At 40.8% G+C, this 18,433-nt stretch carries 7 protein-coding genes and 1 pseudogene; 1 reads left to right on the forward strand and 7 read right to left on the reverse strand.

The window, feature by feature from the left end; genetic code table 11:
* Window positions 1-325: 325 nt before the first annotated feature.
* Complete coding sequence (locus QME58_11190; GenBank protein ID MDI6804391.1) at window positions 326-673, forward strand: nucleotidyltransferase domain-containing protein; 348 nt, start codon at window positions 326-328, stop codon at window positions 671-673.
* 3 nt (window positions 674-676) lie between these two features.
* Here QME58_11190 and QME58_11195 read toward each other — a convergent pair whose 3' ends face one another.
* From QME58_11195 to QME58_11225, 7 genes and pseudogenes are all read right to left on the reverse strand, one after another.
* The gene (locus tag QME58_11195) at window positions 677-811 is read right to left on the reverse strand and encodes a hypothetical protein (GenBank protein ID MDI6804392.1); all 135 of its coding nucleotides are present in this window, start codon (window positions 809-811) and stop codon (window positions 677-679) included.
* A gap of 391 nt (window positions 812-1,202) precedes the next feature.
* A complete protein-coding gene (locus tag QME58_11200) occupies window positions 1,203-3,449 on the reverse strand; it encodes a VCBS repeat-containing protein (GenBank protein ID MDI6804393.1) in 2,247 nt (748 codons plus the stop codon).
* Window positions 3,450-3,453: 4 nt separating this feature from the next.
* Complete coding sequence (locus QME58_11205) at window positions 3,454-4,305, reverse strand: hypothetical protein (protein MDI6804394.1); 852 nt, start codon at window positions 4,303-4,305, stop codon at window positions 3,454-3,456.
* Window positions 4,306-4,362: 57 nt separating this feature from the next.
* Window positions 4,363-5,310, reverse strand: coding sequence for a hypothetical protein (locus QME58_11210; GenBank protein ID MDI6804395.1), 948 nt, complete (start codon window positions 5,308-5,310; stop codon window positions 4,363-4,365).
* 193 nt (window positions 5,311-5,503) lie between these two features.
* A pseudogene (locus tag QME58_11215) lies at window positions 5,504-5,608 on the reverse strand (transposase).
* 199 nt (window positions 5,609-5,807) lie between these two features.
* Window positions 5,808-17,930 (reverse strand): M20/M25/M40 family metallo-hydrolase, encoded by a 12,123-nt coding sequence (locus tag QME58_11220; protein ID MDI6804396.1) that lies wholly within the window; start codon window positions 17,928-17,930, stop codon window positions 5,808-5,810.
* 179 nt (window positions 17,931-18,109) lie between these two features.
* Window positions 18,110-18,433, reverse strand: a 324-nt coding sequence (locus QME58_11225) for a DUF1670 domain-containing protein (GenBank protein ID MDI6804397.1), incomplete at its 5' end; no start/stop codon positions are given.

Genomic DNA, 18,433 nt, shown 5'->3' on the forward strand with positions numbered 1-18,433 from the left:
TACTTGCATGCTCAAGGAGATATAAAATGACCCACTCGAGTACGCGAAGACCCATAATTTTTAATGGACGTAAAAATTATCATCATAGCTGTTTTTTTTGTCATCTGGTGATTGAGAAAACTCTAAAAGCACTTGTTGTAAAGAACACCAAAAAACATCCCCCATATTCACACGATCTAATCCTACTTGCTGAAAAAACAGCACTACCCCTTGACGATAATTTAAAAGATTTTTTGGAACTATTGAATCGCTTTGTCATAGAGGCACGTTATCCGGACGAGAAATTTGAATTATTTAAATTGGCAACTAAGCAATTAGCTGAGTCATGCATAAAAAAAACAAGAACAACACGAACCACAATCCTAAAACTGCTAAAGCAATAAAAATAGCAAAGCAATTCCTGACGGAAGTCCGGAAAAATAAGATTGTAGTCATAAAGGCATATCTGTATGGTTCTTTTGCGAAGGAAGCTTCGCATAAAGATAGCGATATCGATATTGTTGTAGTCTCATCTGATTTTCGAAAATCAAGATTTGAAGAAAGCCTACGCCTGGCTAAGCTGCGTTACAAAATTGACCTCCGCATATCTCCCCTCGCATACAATCCTAAAGATTTTACTGAGCAAAACTTGATTCCTTACGAAGCTATGACTAATGGGATAAGAATAGCATAACGATCAAGAATAGCGAAAGTTCTTTGCTTTCTCAATAGACTCCCCTTCTCGATAGACTTCGCGAGGGACGACTTCGTCGAAAAGCCCACCTTGGCTGCCGTCAATCATTTGATGGCAGTTGCTTAGCATGTGATACATTGCTGCGGTACTTATGCCGCCGTCAACAATTGGTTGTTGACAGCCAAGGCGCTCTCGGTTGTCGGCAACCCCCTCCTGCTATTTGAACCTTTATGTGGCGGGCAGGATTTACCGACAGTTACAATGCCACAGTCAGCGAATGGCCTTTGACAGCCATGCTACACTTGGGTGTCATCATCCCAGCCCGACAGATGGCTGGCGGGCACAAGATGAGCCACTCCACGGCACTTTTCTGCTTTCGTCAGTAATTAGTTACTGACGACCAAGGGTAAAAGTGGTGGCCGACGCCTAAGTCCACCTCGGCTGTCGTCAACCACTTGACGACAGTGCAATGTTACAGTCAGCAATTGGTTGCTGACTGCCATGTTGGTCGCTGACTGCCGATAGCCACTTACTTCCCCTTCGCACTGTCCAATGCCGCTACTGCCTCAACATATCTCTTGTTTAAAGTTGGATAGTTCACAAACTTATCCCCGTCCCAGTAGAGGATTTCTTTTTTAAAATTTTCAAAGTATTCAAAATTAGTCTCTTGTGAAATTTTACCTTCTTTAAATAGTTTTCTATATAAAAGGTCATATAAGTCATGAGTTCCGATAGACTTTATCCTTAAATCAAATCCGAAAAAAAAGCTGATTTCAACAGTGTGGTCAGGTTCGTGAGGAGGCACATAGTCAGTAATAACAATCCTTAACGTCTGTTTCGGTTGATCAATATTAATCTCTTTACCACTATTAGATTTGTTTATCAAAGAATAGTAATTCCCAACAACCGTCCGGGGAATGACAATATATGCTTTTTCCGCTGCCGGTTCATATTCTTCTACGACATAGTCTTTAGTTAAAGGTGAATGACCGTAAATAAATCTCGGGTCTAATATAGTAAATACAGCAATATCAAAGGCATTACTTATCCCAGTTAGGAGGATTTTAGGTATCCCATTATTATCAATGTCACAAATTTTGAAAGAATATAAATTACCTATATGTAAATAATTTCCCAATTCTTTTCCTGTTTTCGCATCTAATTTAAACACGATACAAGGGAAATAACCATTATGCAGAGTTAATACTATGATCTCAGGGTTTCCGTCCTTATCAAAATCACCTGCTGCCATCTGTATCGCGTGGAATAAATCACTCTGTATATCGTTTCCTTTTCGTGGGAAAATAAGTTTTTGTTTTAATTCAAATTCCCATAAGTATTTATTCATTTTAAGCGATTTGCAATAAACTATCGAACTGCCATCTTGAAACATTCGGGTAAAGACAACTTCGTTTAATTCATCAGTATCAAGATCAATGAACGAAACAAGATCATTGCCTGGGAAATCTTTTTTTATATTCTCATAATGTTTTATTGTATTTCCTCCCAATTTAATTTCATCTAATACTTCACCATACTTATTCTTTAATATCAACATCTCGCCCTCAGCAGCATAAGCTACAGGATTTTTATCCAACGGTCCGTACCACATTTTCCCAATAATGAAAAGCAATACTACAAAAGTTACTGCGGCAATAGGGCGCCTTTGTTTCCAAATATTTCTGGCGGTTTGTTTTGTAACTGAAATGCGCCTCGAGTCGGAGAACTTGCGGTTATAGAAAAGCTCTGCGAGGTTGGAAATGCCAATTACGTCAAAGCTTGAACTGGGCGGATTTGAGATTTGAGATTTAAGATTTGAAAATTTTGATAATGAATGTTCGACAGTCAATTCATCAACAACCGACTGACAAACACCGACTTGTTCTTTCGGCACAATAATATATCTGATGTGCGAAAAATAGCATGCTTCAACCTTTATCCTTAATCCAGTTTCATCAACCGGCAGTAAATTGGCTTGTTTATCTATCCTGCCTGTTATTGCGATATCTTCTCGTATTGCATATTCCTCCTTGAACTGATGAAGGTGAAGCAACTCCGTGAACAAACCGGCAGCAAGTCCGGCTTGAAGTGATTGCCCCTCAACAAATGTTGGATTATTGAAAGAGCAGTTTATCGTAACTCCTTTACCGTTTTTTATATGCGCGAACTTACCGAGTAGAGATATTGCAGCTTCGACTGTGTTTAGTAATTCACTTTCTTGTGATTCTTCTTTGTGTGAAAGTTGTTTGATATGAAGTTTATCAGCATCTGCTTCCTTCTTACTAAATATGGCTTCGATATTCAATTTTTGAAGTGATGCAAACTCAGGATTGACCGCCGTAAGAAATTGTTCCCGCTCTACCATCGGTATCCATACTGAACCAACAACAAACTTTTTACGCAGGGGTTCCAAACCTTCCAAATTTTTAGACTTTATCCAGGTTCGTATTTTTTCGGTCTCTGCTTTCAAGTGCTGTTGTGCCTGCGTAAACTCGGGGTTACTCGCGACAGCAGGTTGATCACTTTCAATACGCTTAAGTAATTTAATGCATCGTTCTAAGCAGTTAAGATTGGTTCCGATAAAGTCGGTTTTATTTATTGATTCAACAAGCTGAGGAAGTAATTCTGGCGCATAAGCAGGAAAGTATGTGGGACTATCGAGTAAATTTTCAATAAACTCTACAATCTGCAATATACGCAACCGGCTGCTGGAAATTAACCTTAGCGTTTGCTTGAGAGTTTGAAAATTCTGTTCAATTACAAGCGGATTGGTCATTTATTTATGCAAAGAATTTTATCTCTTTAATTTTCTTATCGGGATCAAAAGGAAAAGTCGTGGCAGATCCTTCTACTGGTTTACAAACATAACTTTGATCTTCGTAAATTGATAAAATGTGGTGAGGCAAGTATTTTGTTTCAGGCAAGAAGTTAAAAGTTAATCGGCGTTCTTCTGTTTTAATATTGAACTTGAACAAACCCCTTATCATTTCTCCCGATTTTTTCTCTAAATCATCATACGCAATCACTTCACTTGGGGTCATTAGTATTAATGTGGCGTTTCTCCAGTTTATAGGATTGGAATATGGTAGTTCTGCAAACCCATCTCTATTTGTAGGAATCAATAACTCCTCTATTTCTTCTTCCGCAATGCCAATCAAAATATGACTTCGGTGATCTTCATTCTCAGATAAAACAAATATGCGATAAAGTTTTTTATCAGCATCCTCATTTATTTTTACAAGCGCGTGAACATGTTCGGCGGCAAACGTGGCGGTTGTTTTATATCGCACCACATTTTCTTCTACAGTCTGAGCTGCAAGCACATAGCTGTTTTTTCCCACGCCGATGCTTTCAAGATCGGGTTGAGCGGAATATGGTTTAAGATATATAATGTTTGATGAAGACAGTTTATCAATGAGTTCGGTAACTCTGGCGTCAGCGGGTTTCTTAAGTTCCTCTTTCAAGTTGGCGTAGAAATTCAGAAAATACTCATACTTCTTTTTACATGAGAGGCATGTTTTTAGGTGTTCGTCAGTTTTATAAATATCAGTCGGGTTACCTTCAACGGTATCGAGCGCCAATTTTTCTAATTCTATTTCATTTATATGTATATGAGTCACTTTAATTTCCAATACTATTGATACTTACCTTATATCTTGTTGCAAACCCTATGTCTTGCAGAAAATTTATCACCTTATTTCTTCTTTGAGAATATCAGACAATTGATTTTTTGCCATTTTCGCTAAATATTCGAGGATTACACGATATTTATCAGAATAGTTTTCTTTATCTAAATCACTTAATTGTTTTTGAAGAGTAGCAAAATACGATGCAGGGTCGCCATCGCCCAAACAAAAATGGTTAATAACTATTTCTTCAGCTGCATTAAAAATAGCAGATACATCTTTCGGTGAAAGTTTCTTTTTTTCGATGTAGCGGGATGAATATTGAGTTTTTAAACCACTAACTACTTTTTGTGCAATGGATTTTATTTGGTTGTTGAAAATCATTTCTTCGGCAAAGACTTCTTCATTATCCATTTTTCTTATGGCGTCAGTGGCATAAGCTTCTTTTATGAGTAATGAAACTTCTATAAGGGAAGCTATCTTTTTATAATTCGTCTGTTCTGCCAATATATCCCCGATTGCAGTCAACATATCTCGAAGTGATGATTTCGAAGAAACGCGGTCATAAAATTCTGGTGATAATATTTCTTCGGGAATGAACGGAAGGTCGAGAAGAAGGTTTTCAGTATGTCGCGGTGCGAGAAAATTTTCTTCGTTATGAACGATAGCTTTAACCGACGTGTGATTTTTCAGTGTTAGTTTTATATTCCGAATTATTTTTGATAATGCGGCGTCAAGCTCTCCGTAAATTTTAAAGAATCGCACATTTGTTGCACTAAATACTAACCGACGCAAGCCAACAAACAACTCATCATCGGATAATACGGAGAGGTTCCCAAGTTTATTAAAATATCTTTTAAGCTCGGTAAAATTGCCTTTATCGTCACGACTAAAAAGCTCAGCGATAGAGTCGTAAGCCATATCATCCACGCTGATACCGTAGCGGTACTGGATATGAGCACCGTATGCATACTTTGTCCGTAAATAGCTGAGTGCGATTTTATATGACAAATTAACGAGCTCATTAATTTTACCCGTCTCCGGAAATGGTCTCAGGATGGATACAATAAGCTGCTTAAAATTATTAGGAATAACTGACGTTATCGGCATATATATTAATAAATCAATTAATTTTCGATTGATTATAAGCCCAACTTTTTCTATTTGAATATAGAGAATTTATTCCAAGTTGTCAAGGTAATTTTGAATTTTCCTTCCATTGCTCGACCACACTTTCGTCGCTCAAGTTCCGAATATGTTTGAGAAGTAATAATCCAATCAGTAATCGAATTGGTTTAGCAGGGCGTCCCTGATCTGGGCTGTAGTGTTTATCATATTTTCTGCAAGTTTTTTTGACATTTGTTTAGTTTTCTCGGTAAATTAAAACGTTTTGGCGTTTTTAAGGGGTAACTATTCAGGTTTTCATACCAAGTCTACGTCATTTATCAAATAAAAAAAAGGAGTAACCTGATTTTCCGATTACTCCTTTCCTGACATAAAAGCAATTCTTACTTCATCAGGATCATTTTCTTTATTTGAATATATCTTTGATCGTTCTCACTTAATCCTTCGGCTGTCAAGCGGTAGAAGTAAACACCCGACGATAGTTTCCCGGCATCGAATTCAATATCGTTTCTGCCTTCAGTATATAACTCGTTGTTGATGAGAGCGGCAACTTCCTGACCGAGGACGTTGTACACTTTTAGTGTTACCATTGCATCCTCAGGCAAAATAAATTCGATTGTTGTTGTCGGATTGAATGGGTTCGGATAGTTCTGAGCCAATTCAAATACATCCGGTACCTCAACATATACACCTGCCGGCTGTGTAAGTGGTGGCGGTGGTGTACCGGAATTTGCACGCAAGAACGGTACATCTGCCAAGTATTTAACACCAGTCAATACAGTCTTTGGAGCAAAGCTGACTGAATCGATGGGACCTTCAAATGCATCGTTGATTTCAGTGAATATGTCAAAGAAACTATCAGCCGGAAAACTAGTGCTACTGTTACGAGTCATGGATGCACTAGCTGAATCGACAATTTCCTGTATCGTTTTACCATCCATGGCATTTCCCGGTTTATAATAAATCAAGTAACCGAAACCGTATGGTATTTGCTGCAATTCACTTGCTGCAACTGCCAACTTACATGCAATAATTTCGCCTAACAAAGAGTTATCGTGCTTATGTGGCGGTAAACTCTTCTGTTTCTTTACAAGTGGTTTACCATTATTGTCGAACACATCGAAGAACCTTGGTGGTTTATCATGGTAACCGCCTTTGCTATCCCATAACGTTTTGTAAACATCTTTTGCTTTTGGCATCTCTAACCAGCCGTACGCTTTCGGTGAATCTGTACGTGCAATACCTATAAGCATACCTGTTGTACCAAATCCTCCATTAGCATAAACTTCTTCTAACAAGTTTATGTAATTTGGCATTGGTAAGCGTGGCATATTAAGAGCAAATGCTGTATCTGTGGGTTGTAGTGTATACTTTAGCTCACCCTTAAGTAATGGTGTCCAATACCATTTGAACTTGAGCGGCTTTGAACCCTTCACGTAAGCATGAATGGTTATTATATCACCAGCTGTTAATGGAGGAGGATCAAATACTATATCGAACTTTTTGGCTTTTCCATCGACTGCAGGGGTCAATGTATATGCACATGGACCTCCATTCTTTTCGATTGAAACAATTTGATAAACAGCCCCTTGGAACTCAACATGAAGGTCAGTCTTATCTCCTGCGGGAGCGGTTAAGTTGATTATCTGTTCAACCTGATACGCCTTACGCTTTACGGCTTTTACCGGTTTACCTCTTGCATCGAGTGCAAGTATATGTTCATGTCTGAACGTCCGATACTTTATAGAATCAGCTTTCAAGAAGTTTCCAAACATTTTACCCGTTACCACACTGCCGCTCGTAATAGCAAACGGAGTAGGTGCTGCAGTTTGAATCCAGTCTGGTTTTACTGTTTCGGTGAGTGTATAATAATCAGCAAACACATCAAAGAAACTAAACTCTCCTGCGGAGTTAGTCATTGTTGTTCGGGTGCCTGTGCCCGCACCGTTGAGCTTAATTTCCCAGTTTTCTAAACCAACTTCGGTTAAATCTTTAACTCCGTTGTTGTTACGATCCCAGAATTTGAGACCGGATACCGTTCCGTATTTAAAGTTACCAAAGTTCTTATTTTCAACCAACGATCCAGAAAAAATATCAACTGAATGAGTGCCTGGATCAGCAGGATATGTTCTCTTCCAACCCGATTGAACGACTTCCGAAACTGTATATGTTCCGACTGTAAGATCAGTAAATTGATACCGACCATCACTATTTGTGACTGTCGAGCCGCTTACAGGACCACTAAGATTAATTGTCCAACCTTCTAATGTTGGTTCGCCTTCGTTCCAGACTCCGTCGCCATTCAAATCATTGAATTTGGTACCGGAAATAGTTCCTAACTTAAAGCAATTCACTACGCTATTAGTCAACACCACAGGGTTAAAATCGAAGTAAATACCGGCTCTGTTTTCAATACAGGTACTTGGGGGAATACTCGCCAGTGGTTCAACCGTGAACTTCACAAATCCATGACTCCCTGGTTCATTCACATTGCTGTCTGGAAGTTGGATGTTATAAAAGCTAAAGCTCAAGCGATTCCCGTCGATCCCAAAAGTATACGGATGGCTGCTGCCTCCCGGAACTACTGTTGAGATATCAAGATTTGCATCCAACGTATCGCGAATAACAATGTTGAATGCAGTATCAGTACCCGTGTTCTGGAAGCGGACCGTGTAGGTTAGTGCTTGACTTGGTATAAAATAACCTTCTGGCGCGACAAGCTTATCATTGGGATCCCAAGCTCCTATAACCACTTGGCTCTCCGAATCAACGTTATTCGCCGGTGTTATGTCTCCACTAACTGGATTAATGATGACCGAAGCGTGAAGAATATCACCAAGGTTGACAATCGGAATAGTAGGAATTTGCACCCTCGCCCATAACCACCCGACAAATCCTGCAGGTAAATCACCTGTGTTAAATGTTACCGTTCCACCCGAAGGATCGCCGCTGTGAATACCACCACTGCTGCTCAGATACTGTACTTGCGCAGGAAGCGTGAAGACAACCTGTGTTCCGGGGACGTTAACAGTACCCGCATTCCGATATTGAATCCCATACCACTTCTCGAAACCCGGACGGGCAATACCGCCTGCGATACTTACAACGAGATCCTGGAACTGTGCTTCCGGCCGATTCCCGAAAATAAGCCCTCTCACCTCCTGTCCGCGTGACAATTCCACAGTGTAACTTCCACCTACTGGACAGGTCTGCATCCAACCTGGCTTTAGAACCTCGCTGACCACATAGGTTCCTGGTTCCAATGACACACAATAGGCTCCGCTGGAGTCAGTCATCAAAAATATAGGACCCGGGTCGATTCTTATGGTCCAACCTTGCATTCCCGGCTCCAAATCATCCTGTATGCAATTCCCATTATAATCCAGGAATTTTATACCACAGATTGAGCCTAATTTTTGGAAGTTACCGAAGTTAGGAACTTCAGTATAACCGCTGCGTCCGGCAATAACATCACCCGAAATAATTGGAATCGTGTGTGAGGTTGCAGGATAAGTTCGCAACCAGCCGACTTGTGCTGTTTCGGTGATCGTATAATTACCGGCAAGTAAGTTTACAAATTCAAAGTAACCGCTTTGATCTGTAATTACAGAATTACTTACAGGACCTGCTAAATTAATTGTCCAACCACCAAGTGGAATTTCACCTTGATCCCATATACCGTTACCATTCATGTCATCGAATTTTACACCACTGATTTGTCCGAGTCTGAAATTACCAAAATTTATACCTACTAAATTTAGACCTGAAGAAACCGCGAGTGAATAAGTTCCACCAACAGGAGCAGTTTGCAACCATCCTGTTTGAAGTTGTTCACTAACCGTGTAAGTTGCAGGGGACAAGTTGGTAAACGAATAATTACCGCTCTCGTTTGTTAGTGTCGAATCAACTGTGGTACTGGCTATATAAATTTTCCAATTTGCTAATCCGGGTTCACCGGCATCGCGTGTACCGTTTCCGTTTAAGTCGTTGAACTTCATACCGGCAATTGAGCCAACCTGTGGTGCTTCGTATTCGAAGTATTTAATAATTTCACCGTTACTTCGGACCGACCAGCCGTGAATTTCGTTACCGACCTTTACCACCGAAAGATGATACCAAGTTGCAGTTCCGGTTCCAATAAATTGTGTTGACCAGTTAGTACCAAAATCAGTAGTTCTGATTATGTTAGTAGCTGAAGTAACCCAGACTTTATCACCCGTTCCGTCCATACCATAAGCTCTGCCTGTGATGGGTGAAGTGATATTTGCCCAAGCGCCACCACCATTAGTTGAACGAGCGATAGTAGGTGTTGCATTACTGGCTGCATTAATTCCGGCTAAACCGGTGGTTGTATTCTTGAAGAATATTGAAGGACTTTCTAACATAGAAGTTGTGCCTGAAATCCAATTTGCACCACTGTTAGTAGTGTAGTAGATTCTGCTATTGTTCGTTCCGAACCAAGCACGTTGATTGTTTAACCAATACATCGAATTGTTCCAGCCATACTCTGTAGTAGCACCGGGAGCTAAATCGGCTGCGGTAGTCCATGTAGTACCACCGTTCGTGGTTTTTACCAGAACATACTTCAGAGGACTTCCAATAGCATCGCCCTGCATATAACCGTTGTTAGCATCAAACATTTTTATTACGTTGAAGAATGCACCGGCAGCAGTCGATTGATACACTAATGACCAGGACGCACCCCCATCTACTGTGCGGTAAAGTCGTGCATCGTCGGTTCCGTTTGCAATTACAAATGCTGTATTTGCATCTAATGCTTCGATATTTGTATTGTCTAATGAGGAGGGATTAGTAACAGCTGTCCAAGATGTACCCCCGTTTGTTGTCTGCAATACTCTGCCTGCACTGCCGGCAGCCCATACAACTAAATTATTCACAGCTTTTACACTCTGTAACGCTGTAGTAACCGGACTTATTTGAGAAGCCCATCCCGGAGGTGGTGGCGGAGGTGACTCAACTATGCTAAACACTGCATCACTCATATCTGTTAGTAATGGATTGTTATTTGCAGTAACTTTTACACGAGCATTTGCAGTATAAGTATGAGGAACCGTCCACATATAAACACTTTTATAAACATTCTCACTAAACAAGTTTAGCTTAATAAGCGATTTTGGATTTGTTTCGACATCGGTTTTTGCAGGTGTATCTTCTACCACAGTTATCCAACTTGAGCCATTGTTTGTCGAGTATTCGATCTTGACTGTTGTGGCTGAATAATGTGTCCAGCTAATTGGATATTGTTGACCCGAAACCCATATTTCGCCGCCGTTCGGTGAAACCACACGAACATTTGGCTCGACAGAAATCGGTTCCAAGTAGAATCGTTCATTGGCAGCTAATGCAACCGAAGAATAACCACACGCCGCCCACATATAATCGATGCCGTTATTCGCTAATTGTGAACTCATGTTCCCGCGAGCTGTAATCATATTTGGTAAATTAGTCCAGCTATTTGTTGTTAAGCTGTATAAGTAGGTATTAGCAGTCGGTGTGCTTCCACCGATGAGACCACCGGTAAATACAACACCATTACCGTTTGTTAGACCGGCACCACTTGGTCGTGATAGTGCACCCGCGGGATAGTTCGCAATCGCAGTCCATGTAATTTGCGCCGGGTTTGCAGGATTGATATCGCCTCGATATGCAGTAGCTAAACCGACTGCATTACCATCGTAACCACCTGTAATAATTATTGTGTTACCAAGGATACCGGCTCCCATCTTTCCTGATGCCACCGGAATAGATGTAGCAGTCGCCCATGTATTGGTCGTGGGATTGTAATATCTTACTGCGTTTGATGCGGTTGTCGGGGCTGTGAAAGTTCCATTGTCGCCGCCAATTACATATATCAAGCTGTCGTTCCAAGTTACAATTCCGAAATCATAATACGGAACTGAAACAACTGCTTTCGATGTCCAGCTATTTGCAATAGGATTATATTCCTGAACTGCACCTGTTGCATTACCTGCCACAGAATATATCAGACCTTTAACTGTTGATGCACCGCCGGTTGCTGAAGCAGTTGGAAGAGCTGCGCCTGACGACCAGCTATTGGTCTCTGTGTTGTATTTTCTGTTCGTTGTAACAGGTGTTCCGCCACCCATAACGAATACATGACCCACTCCGCTGATTGTAACATAAGCAGCGTGTGGACGGGATATTGCATCGGGTGCTGACGCACGCACAGTCCAACCTGTTGGTAGGGTTGTTACAATGCTAAATACAGCATCACTCAAATCTGTTAATGCCGGATTTGTGGCTGAAGTTACACGTACACGTGTTTGAATCGATGGTGTATTTGGAATAGTCCACATGTATGAACCAAGATTTGATTCTTTACTGATAACCATTTCTCTATCATCAATAAATTCCGAATTATATTTTGCCGGTAGATCTGAAGCTATGCTAATCCAACTTGAGCCGTTATCAGTCGTGTAATCAAGATTTACAGTTGTTACACCATACGAATTCCAAGAAATTGGTTGTTGTGTTCCGACGAGGAAAACTTCGCCACCGTTCGGTGTTGTAACAGTAACATAATCTACAGCAACGTAAGGGAATATATTTATTTCATCAAGGTACATATGGTTTCCATATCGACTTGTACCAAGGAAACTAACGAAAACTTTTGACTGACCACCGAATGCCAATAAGTCAACACTGTCCCTTACCCACTCGTTTGTGGCTGAATAACGAATATAATTACCTAGTCTTGTCCAAGGTCCGGTGATACTATCACCCGTTGTCGCTTGAACTGTGATTGAATCGAAACTTGTAGTATATCCATTATCGTGATACATCCAGAAAGTCATACGCGATCCACCGTCAGGTAATGATATTCTCCTTGTTGTTAATCGTGCTTGTGAACCTGTTGAAGCACTATAAGAATTAAAACGTGCTTGCCGATTTCCTGAGTATGGCGGAGCGGCTGGATTTGTTCCGGTTCCTGTAATTATCGACCATACCGGCACCGTTGAACCTGTTGTTACGACTGCTGTACTCCATCCATCCGGTATTGTGGTACTTCCTTCAAATGACTCACTGAGTATCGCGCCGGGAATATAGTTGATTACAGTTCGTGCAGTATCGTTAGCACGGTCTTCATCGGTAACTAAATCAGTAAAGGCGGCTAATTGGTGCATTCCCGCGACAGGTGTATGCCATACTAAACGCATCGTATCTTTTCCTCCTGCGATAATGGAACGTGATGCGGCAACTGGTGTTTGTAATACTCCACCAATAGTCCACTGCACATTGTATGTTGATTGAGAAACTTGACCGAAGTTTGTAACTTCAGCATACAATACAATACTATCGGATTTTGTAAATTGGAAACCTTCCTCAAATGGTGCTGATTGATTCCAAGGTATATATCCCCTTCCGGCTGTTTTACCAAATTCTTTTGCTTCTGAAATTTCAGCTTCACTTATGCGTGCTATTTCTTCATCAGATGGTTGTGTAAAAGCTTTACCGAACTCGGTAGCAACCGGATTCCAAAGTTTGGAAACTCCGATATCATTCACTGGTGCTACTTCTATCTTAATATCATCCAAACCGGGGTTGAATTGATTTGCGATGGAATACACACGCCATCCAACATAGTATGTTCCTGTTGTGGGAACGAGCAACATTGCTTCTGCTTTAGCAAATGTAATGTTTGTTATATCTTCTTTTCTCCAAACCAAATTTGTAAGCGCAGCCGCTGTTGGAGATGTTCCGTACATAACTTCAATCTTTTCAATCCAGGACGCTGAATTCGTTCGATACCAGAATGTAACCCGATGAGGCACACCACCTTCGATTTCTATTGGCGGTGTAATTAACCAATCGTTAGCGGCATTGGTTCCATGATATGTATATTTGATACCTTTACCACCCCCCGGCGTTACGTTATATAATGGATCAGCGACTGTCTTCCATGTATTTCCGTCACCGTTCACGTCTAAACGTGTCCATCCTTCCGGTATTCCGTCGACTGCAACGGTTTCAAAAGTTTCGTTGACAAGAATTGTTTCAACCGGTAAAGCCAAATCGACAATTATGCTTTCACCGTTTGCTATGGTCGTGTCCTTTGAGGTTACCTTATAACCGGCTTTTGAAGCACGCACGGTAATATTTCCGGCACTGATACCTGTAATAGTATAATAACCTGCTGCATTAGTAGTTGTATTTAATCCTTGACCAACAATCGCAATAGTAACACCACTGTGATCAGTTTGTCCGGCTAAAGTTACTGTTCCTGATACTGCTGTAGGGAGTTGTGGTTCTAATGTAAAATTGAATCCGGTAACCGCTGTTGTTGAAACTGTAGTATCACGGCTTAAAGCAGCTGGAACGAAACCAGTTTTTGAAACAGTAATCCTGTAATTTCCTGCATATAAACCACTGAATAAATATGCACCATCGTTATCAGTAATCATCGAATCGGTGCGTGCAACTGTGAGTCCTTGGATTTTTACTTTAACTCCGCTCCAGTCACTTGTACCTCCTAATTGAGCTACCCCAGCGAGCGAGCCGGAAGGAGGCGGTTCTGGTGTCATCAAATATTCTGCCGTATTTTCAATTAGCTGTTTTGCCACTGTGGTATCAGTGATTGAACCAATGGCAAATAATTGATTTACAATTTGTGCGCTTAACGGATTTGGATTGTTATCGTAAATTATCATTGCGCAAGTATCAGGACCTTGTGTCGTATAAATTGACCATCCTGCAACTTTATAAGCGCCAACATCACCTGGAATTAACCTCATTGCATCCCTTACTCTTACGCTTGTTCCTGTAAAAGCAACCGGTCCGCTAATCGGATTCGGAGTATTAAATATGGCGTGTGATGGTTGTGTAATAACCAGATTACTAGTTGTAACATCGCTCAACCAGGAGCTATCATGCAGAACATGCCTGCGGAAATCAACATCTACTTGAGTAGTTTGCCAGCGGAAAATATAATCTTTTTCACCACCTTCGATCCAGATTTTTCCTCCGGTAAGTGCCCTATTCACCAACGCATTACGTTTAGCAGCATCGCCGAATACTCCGGTTCCTTTTGTTCCGCCAGTCCAAACAACAATATCATAATTGGGATATTGAGCTGGATCGTGAATAGCAAATGAGGCCGTATCAACTATATATCCTGCTTCCGTGAGTGTTCGAAGAATTAATCTACCAGTAACACCCTTCATCAGTGGATCCACTTCATAATCACCCTTATCGTCCGTCCCGCTTTTCAGGACGGATTCTGTTTTTGCAGTTCCATCATCATCTACAACCAACACAATACCTTTTGTGCTGATAATTACAAAACTATGGAAGCCACTAGTCGGATGTGTTGTAATATTTGCGAGAGCCGATTTATCCTTGGCAAAAATTTTATACTGAATCGTATCTCCGACCTCAACAAGAGATGTATCGATATCAAAAATACCTTCATAATTATTACCCGTAGTTTTCACCATACCAAAAACACCGCCTAAGGATTCTCTCAATCGAGTATATTCCACCCATACAGTATCGACACCGATATTATCAGTAACTGCCGCACGAACAGTGGCGGGCCAACGGAGTTTTGGTTGATTACGAAGTATTGTGTGTGTAATAACCGGTGGAGTTATGTCATCTCCAACATAGAAAGAATGGAAGTTTGTCGGTGCATTCACCGGATGCGTTGAAAAACCAGCAGCTAAATCCTTCGCATAAATATAATATCGATAAGTAGCCGAAGCACCGTTGCCGGGAATGTCTGCTACATATTCGTTTGTACCGCCGGTAGGTGTCATTGTTATTGAATCGGTGAAGGCGCCTGTTCTGCCCCAATACACTTTTAATTGATCCGGGTCAAGAGCCGATCCACCTGCAGAAATAGTTGCTACTATAGGATAAGGTCCAACAGGATTCTCGCTATCGCCACGTGGTGTATGGGCAATACTTGGAACATAGTTCGCGGGATTAATAAAGCCACGTTGACCGAACCAATGGACCATACTCGGAACGTGAGCACCTCCATACAAATTCCGGTCAGCTTGAATTACTGCATCGGCATTCAGTGTCATCGTTGCGCCACTAGTAGGTAAATAAAAATGACTTTGCAGAACGCATTTATCTAATACTTCTCTTCCGATATCATTCCAAATATTCATAAGAGTAGACGACCACATTTGACCATCTGTATGAACCTGATTTACTAAACCACCGGGATAAAGAGGTGCATAATTTAAAATTCTTCCCGCCCAGAATGGATTATGTCCATCCCAATCGAAAACCCAAAAATATGGTGCTTGCGAGGGCTGCCAGAAATTTAGAGCGCGTGAATAAGACTCTGCCCAATAATCGCCGAAACCTTCTCCGAGTGCACCTTGCTGACCTGAACCAGACCAACCCGGTTTTGAACCGTGTTGAATTGCATGTCCGTATTCATGCAAGATTACATCTGCATCTTCGGCATCGTCAACACCGCCGTCGCCAAAACTCATTCGATTTGTGGAAGGTGTGTATGAAGAATTATCGTCCCCGCTGTGTCCGTGGGCATCTGCACCGATAGATGTATTTTGAATATTTGTAAATCCTAAAGACTGAATCCAACGTTGGCTAAGATCAGTGTGGTAGTAAAGCATAACATCTTCGAAGCCATCATGACTCCGAGTGTATCTGAATGAGTCGGGATGAGCTGATGTTACGGGGGCAATACTTGGAGGGTCCCAATCGATTACGTTTATATACGGACCTGTTAAACGATAAACTCCTCCGCTGAATGATAAATCAGGCAATGTTCTTAAGACACGCTGACCATTAAGTTCGGGTGTATCCGCATCATTTCCTGATGGATCTACAAAACCGCCGGTTCCGTATGTCGCTCCAGCAGTGGTTAATGGGTCCGGGTCGAATACCAATCCACTTCCAGTTGTTGAACGAGCAAAATGTGCAACACCGGCAACCGCCCCTTTTGTTATTTGAGATACATAGTTAATATCACAGTGGACTACTGAATCACGAACCGTATGATAGTATGGATTTTCATTTTTTTCATAGAATCCGGTTATAACGTATCCTGCGTTCTCGAACGGAATATAATCACTCGCATACGCTGCAGTTATTTGAGTAGTAAGTGTCGAGTATAATTGTGTCAGTGCTGCCAATGTATCTGTGAAGAGTGCAGATGCAGCATTGTTTCCTGATGGGCTATTATCTTCGTCTCTCTCGACCTTCACAATATTCTGCCCGCCCGAATAACCTATCATATCAACATTGATCATGACTCTTATTTTATGGTTATTGGCTACGGCAATATTCGTTACGTAAGCCTGACTTCCGTAATAACCCTGTTCTTCCGCGGAGAAGAATATTAATTTTATAGTATATTCGAAATTTCTTTTAGCTATTATGCGTGCAACTTCTAAAATAGAAGAAGTTCCGGAACCGTTATCATCGGCTCCTGGTCCATTTACAGTATCGTAATGTCCACCTATTACTACCATTGTATCGGGTACACGAATCCCGGTTTTTGTTACTACAATATTTTGCAATGTGTTTCCGTTGTAAACAAAGTCCTGTTGAACAATATCCGTGTATCCATAAGATTGAAGTTGTGCAATCAACCAATCTCTTGTTTTGGCAAGTGAATCCCTGCCTGCAACAGAACTCGCCCATCGGGCTTTAAAAGCTTCCAAACGAAGCATATTGTTGTTAATATTTGTGGAAGATACCTGATTAACTAATTCCTGTATTGCTGGTTTAGCAGTTAAGACCGGTAATGCTTTAAAGATTGCCGGAAAGTCAGGTTTTTTCTGTGTAATTTTTTCTTGATTAACATCTGTATGGAAACATGTCATATCCGTAACTCTGAATACTTCACCATTACTTGCGTCCACAAAAACTTCCCAATCGCCGCGTGGTTCAAAAGCCGGAATTATAATACGATAAACCAACCTCCCAATTCCATTTTCTACATTAATCATTAACTCCGATTTTTGCTCGCCGTGAAGCTCCCCTGTAACACCTAAAAAAGTACGTGCAGTATTTATAGCCGATGCTTCAGTTAGTTGTGGTATTGTGGCTGGAGGAGTAAAATAAGATTTATAATTAGACGAGAAAAACTCGACCTTGTTTGTTTTATCAATACTTACAACCATATCGGATTGATAGATAGGAATTCCATTATAGCTTTGTAGAAAATTTACATGCTGTCCGGCAGGAGTTTCTTGTATATATGCAAGGTTAATATCGGTAAGATTCGATTTCATTTTAAACCGCAAAAGATTTGTCTGCAAATACTCTCGGGCAATTTGTTCAGGACTTCCTGAAACAGGTCCAAAATTTACATCGGATATATAAAAAGCATCTTCAGGAATATATTTTTCGAATGCAGGATGCTTAAATAACTGCTGCGACTGCCCTGTTTTATTCAGAACTTGAGCTTCAACAATTTGAATGTTCGAAAATAATATGGCAGCAATAGCTACCAAACTAAGAATTCGTAATAAATCTTTCATGGATTGTACTCCTTTGATATGGTTAATTATATAATAGTTGTTCTAATAAGCTGTCCGCACCACCAGCAAGATGGTGCGGACAATTATTTTCTACAAGAAAATGAAGAAAGTAGAGACGCACCGTAATGCGTCTCTACAAAGAATTGAACTTACTTACTATTAGGACATTTGTCCAATTGTTATTTATTATGTTTTTTTCTATTTTCGTACCAACTTTTATGTTGGTCGGTTTTTAATTTGATATCAACTTTTAACTCTGGGTGAAACTCTTTTACAAGACGTAAATATTGAATGTTGGTGTTCATAGTCCGTCCTGTAATTTGACATATTGAGATCGCATCGTGTTTCTTCTTAACCAACTGTAACACTTGCTCATAAGCCTTGATGTATCGATCAACTGCTCCTTGTGTGTGACCAGTCCTAAGCACAATGTCCGCTGGTGAAACACCTTCTTCATACAACGAGATGATGATACCTTTATGTGTCGGGTTGCTGCCTTGATC

Source organism: Bacteroidota bacterium (assembly GCA_030017895.1).
Classification (GTDB): domain Bacteria; phylum Bacteroidota; class Ignavibacteria; order UBA10030; family BY39; genus JASEGV01.

What these genes read in the sequence shown, in the direction of transcription:
- QME58_11190 (MDI6804391.1), top strand. Translation starts at nt 326, where the DNA reads ATGCATAAAAAAAACAAGAACAACACGAACCACAATCCTAAAACTGCT.
- QME58_11195 (MDI6804392.1), bottom strand. Translation starts at nt 811, where the DNA reads ATGTATCACATGCTAAGCAACTGCCATCAAATGATTGACGGCAGCCAA.
- QME58_11200 (MDI6804393.1), bottom strand. Translation starts at nt 3,449, where the DNA reads ATGACCAATCCGCTTGTAATTGAACAGAATTTTCAAACTCTCAAGCAA.
- QME58_11220 (MDI6804396.1), bottom strand. Translation starts at nt 17,930, where the DNA reads ATGAAAGATTTATTACGAATTCTTAGTTTGGTAGCTATTGCTGCCATA.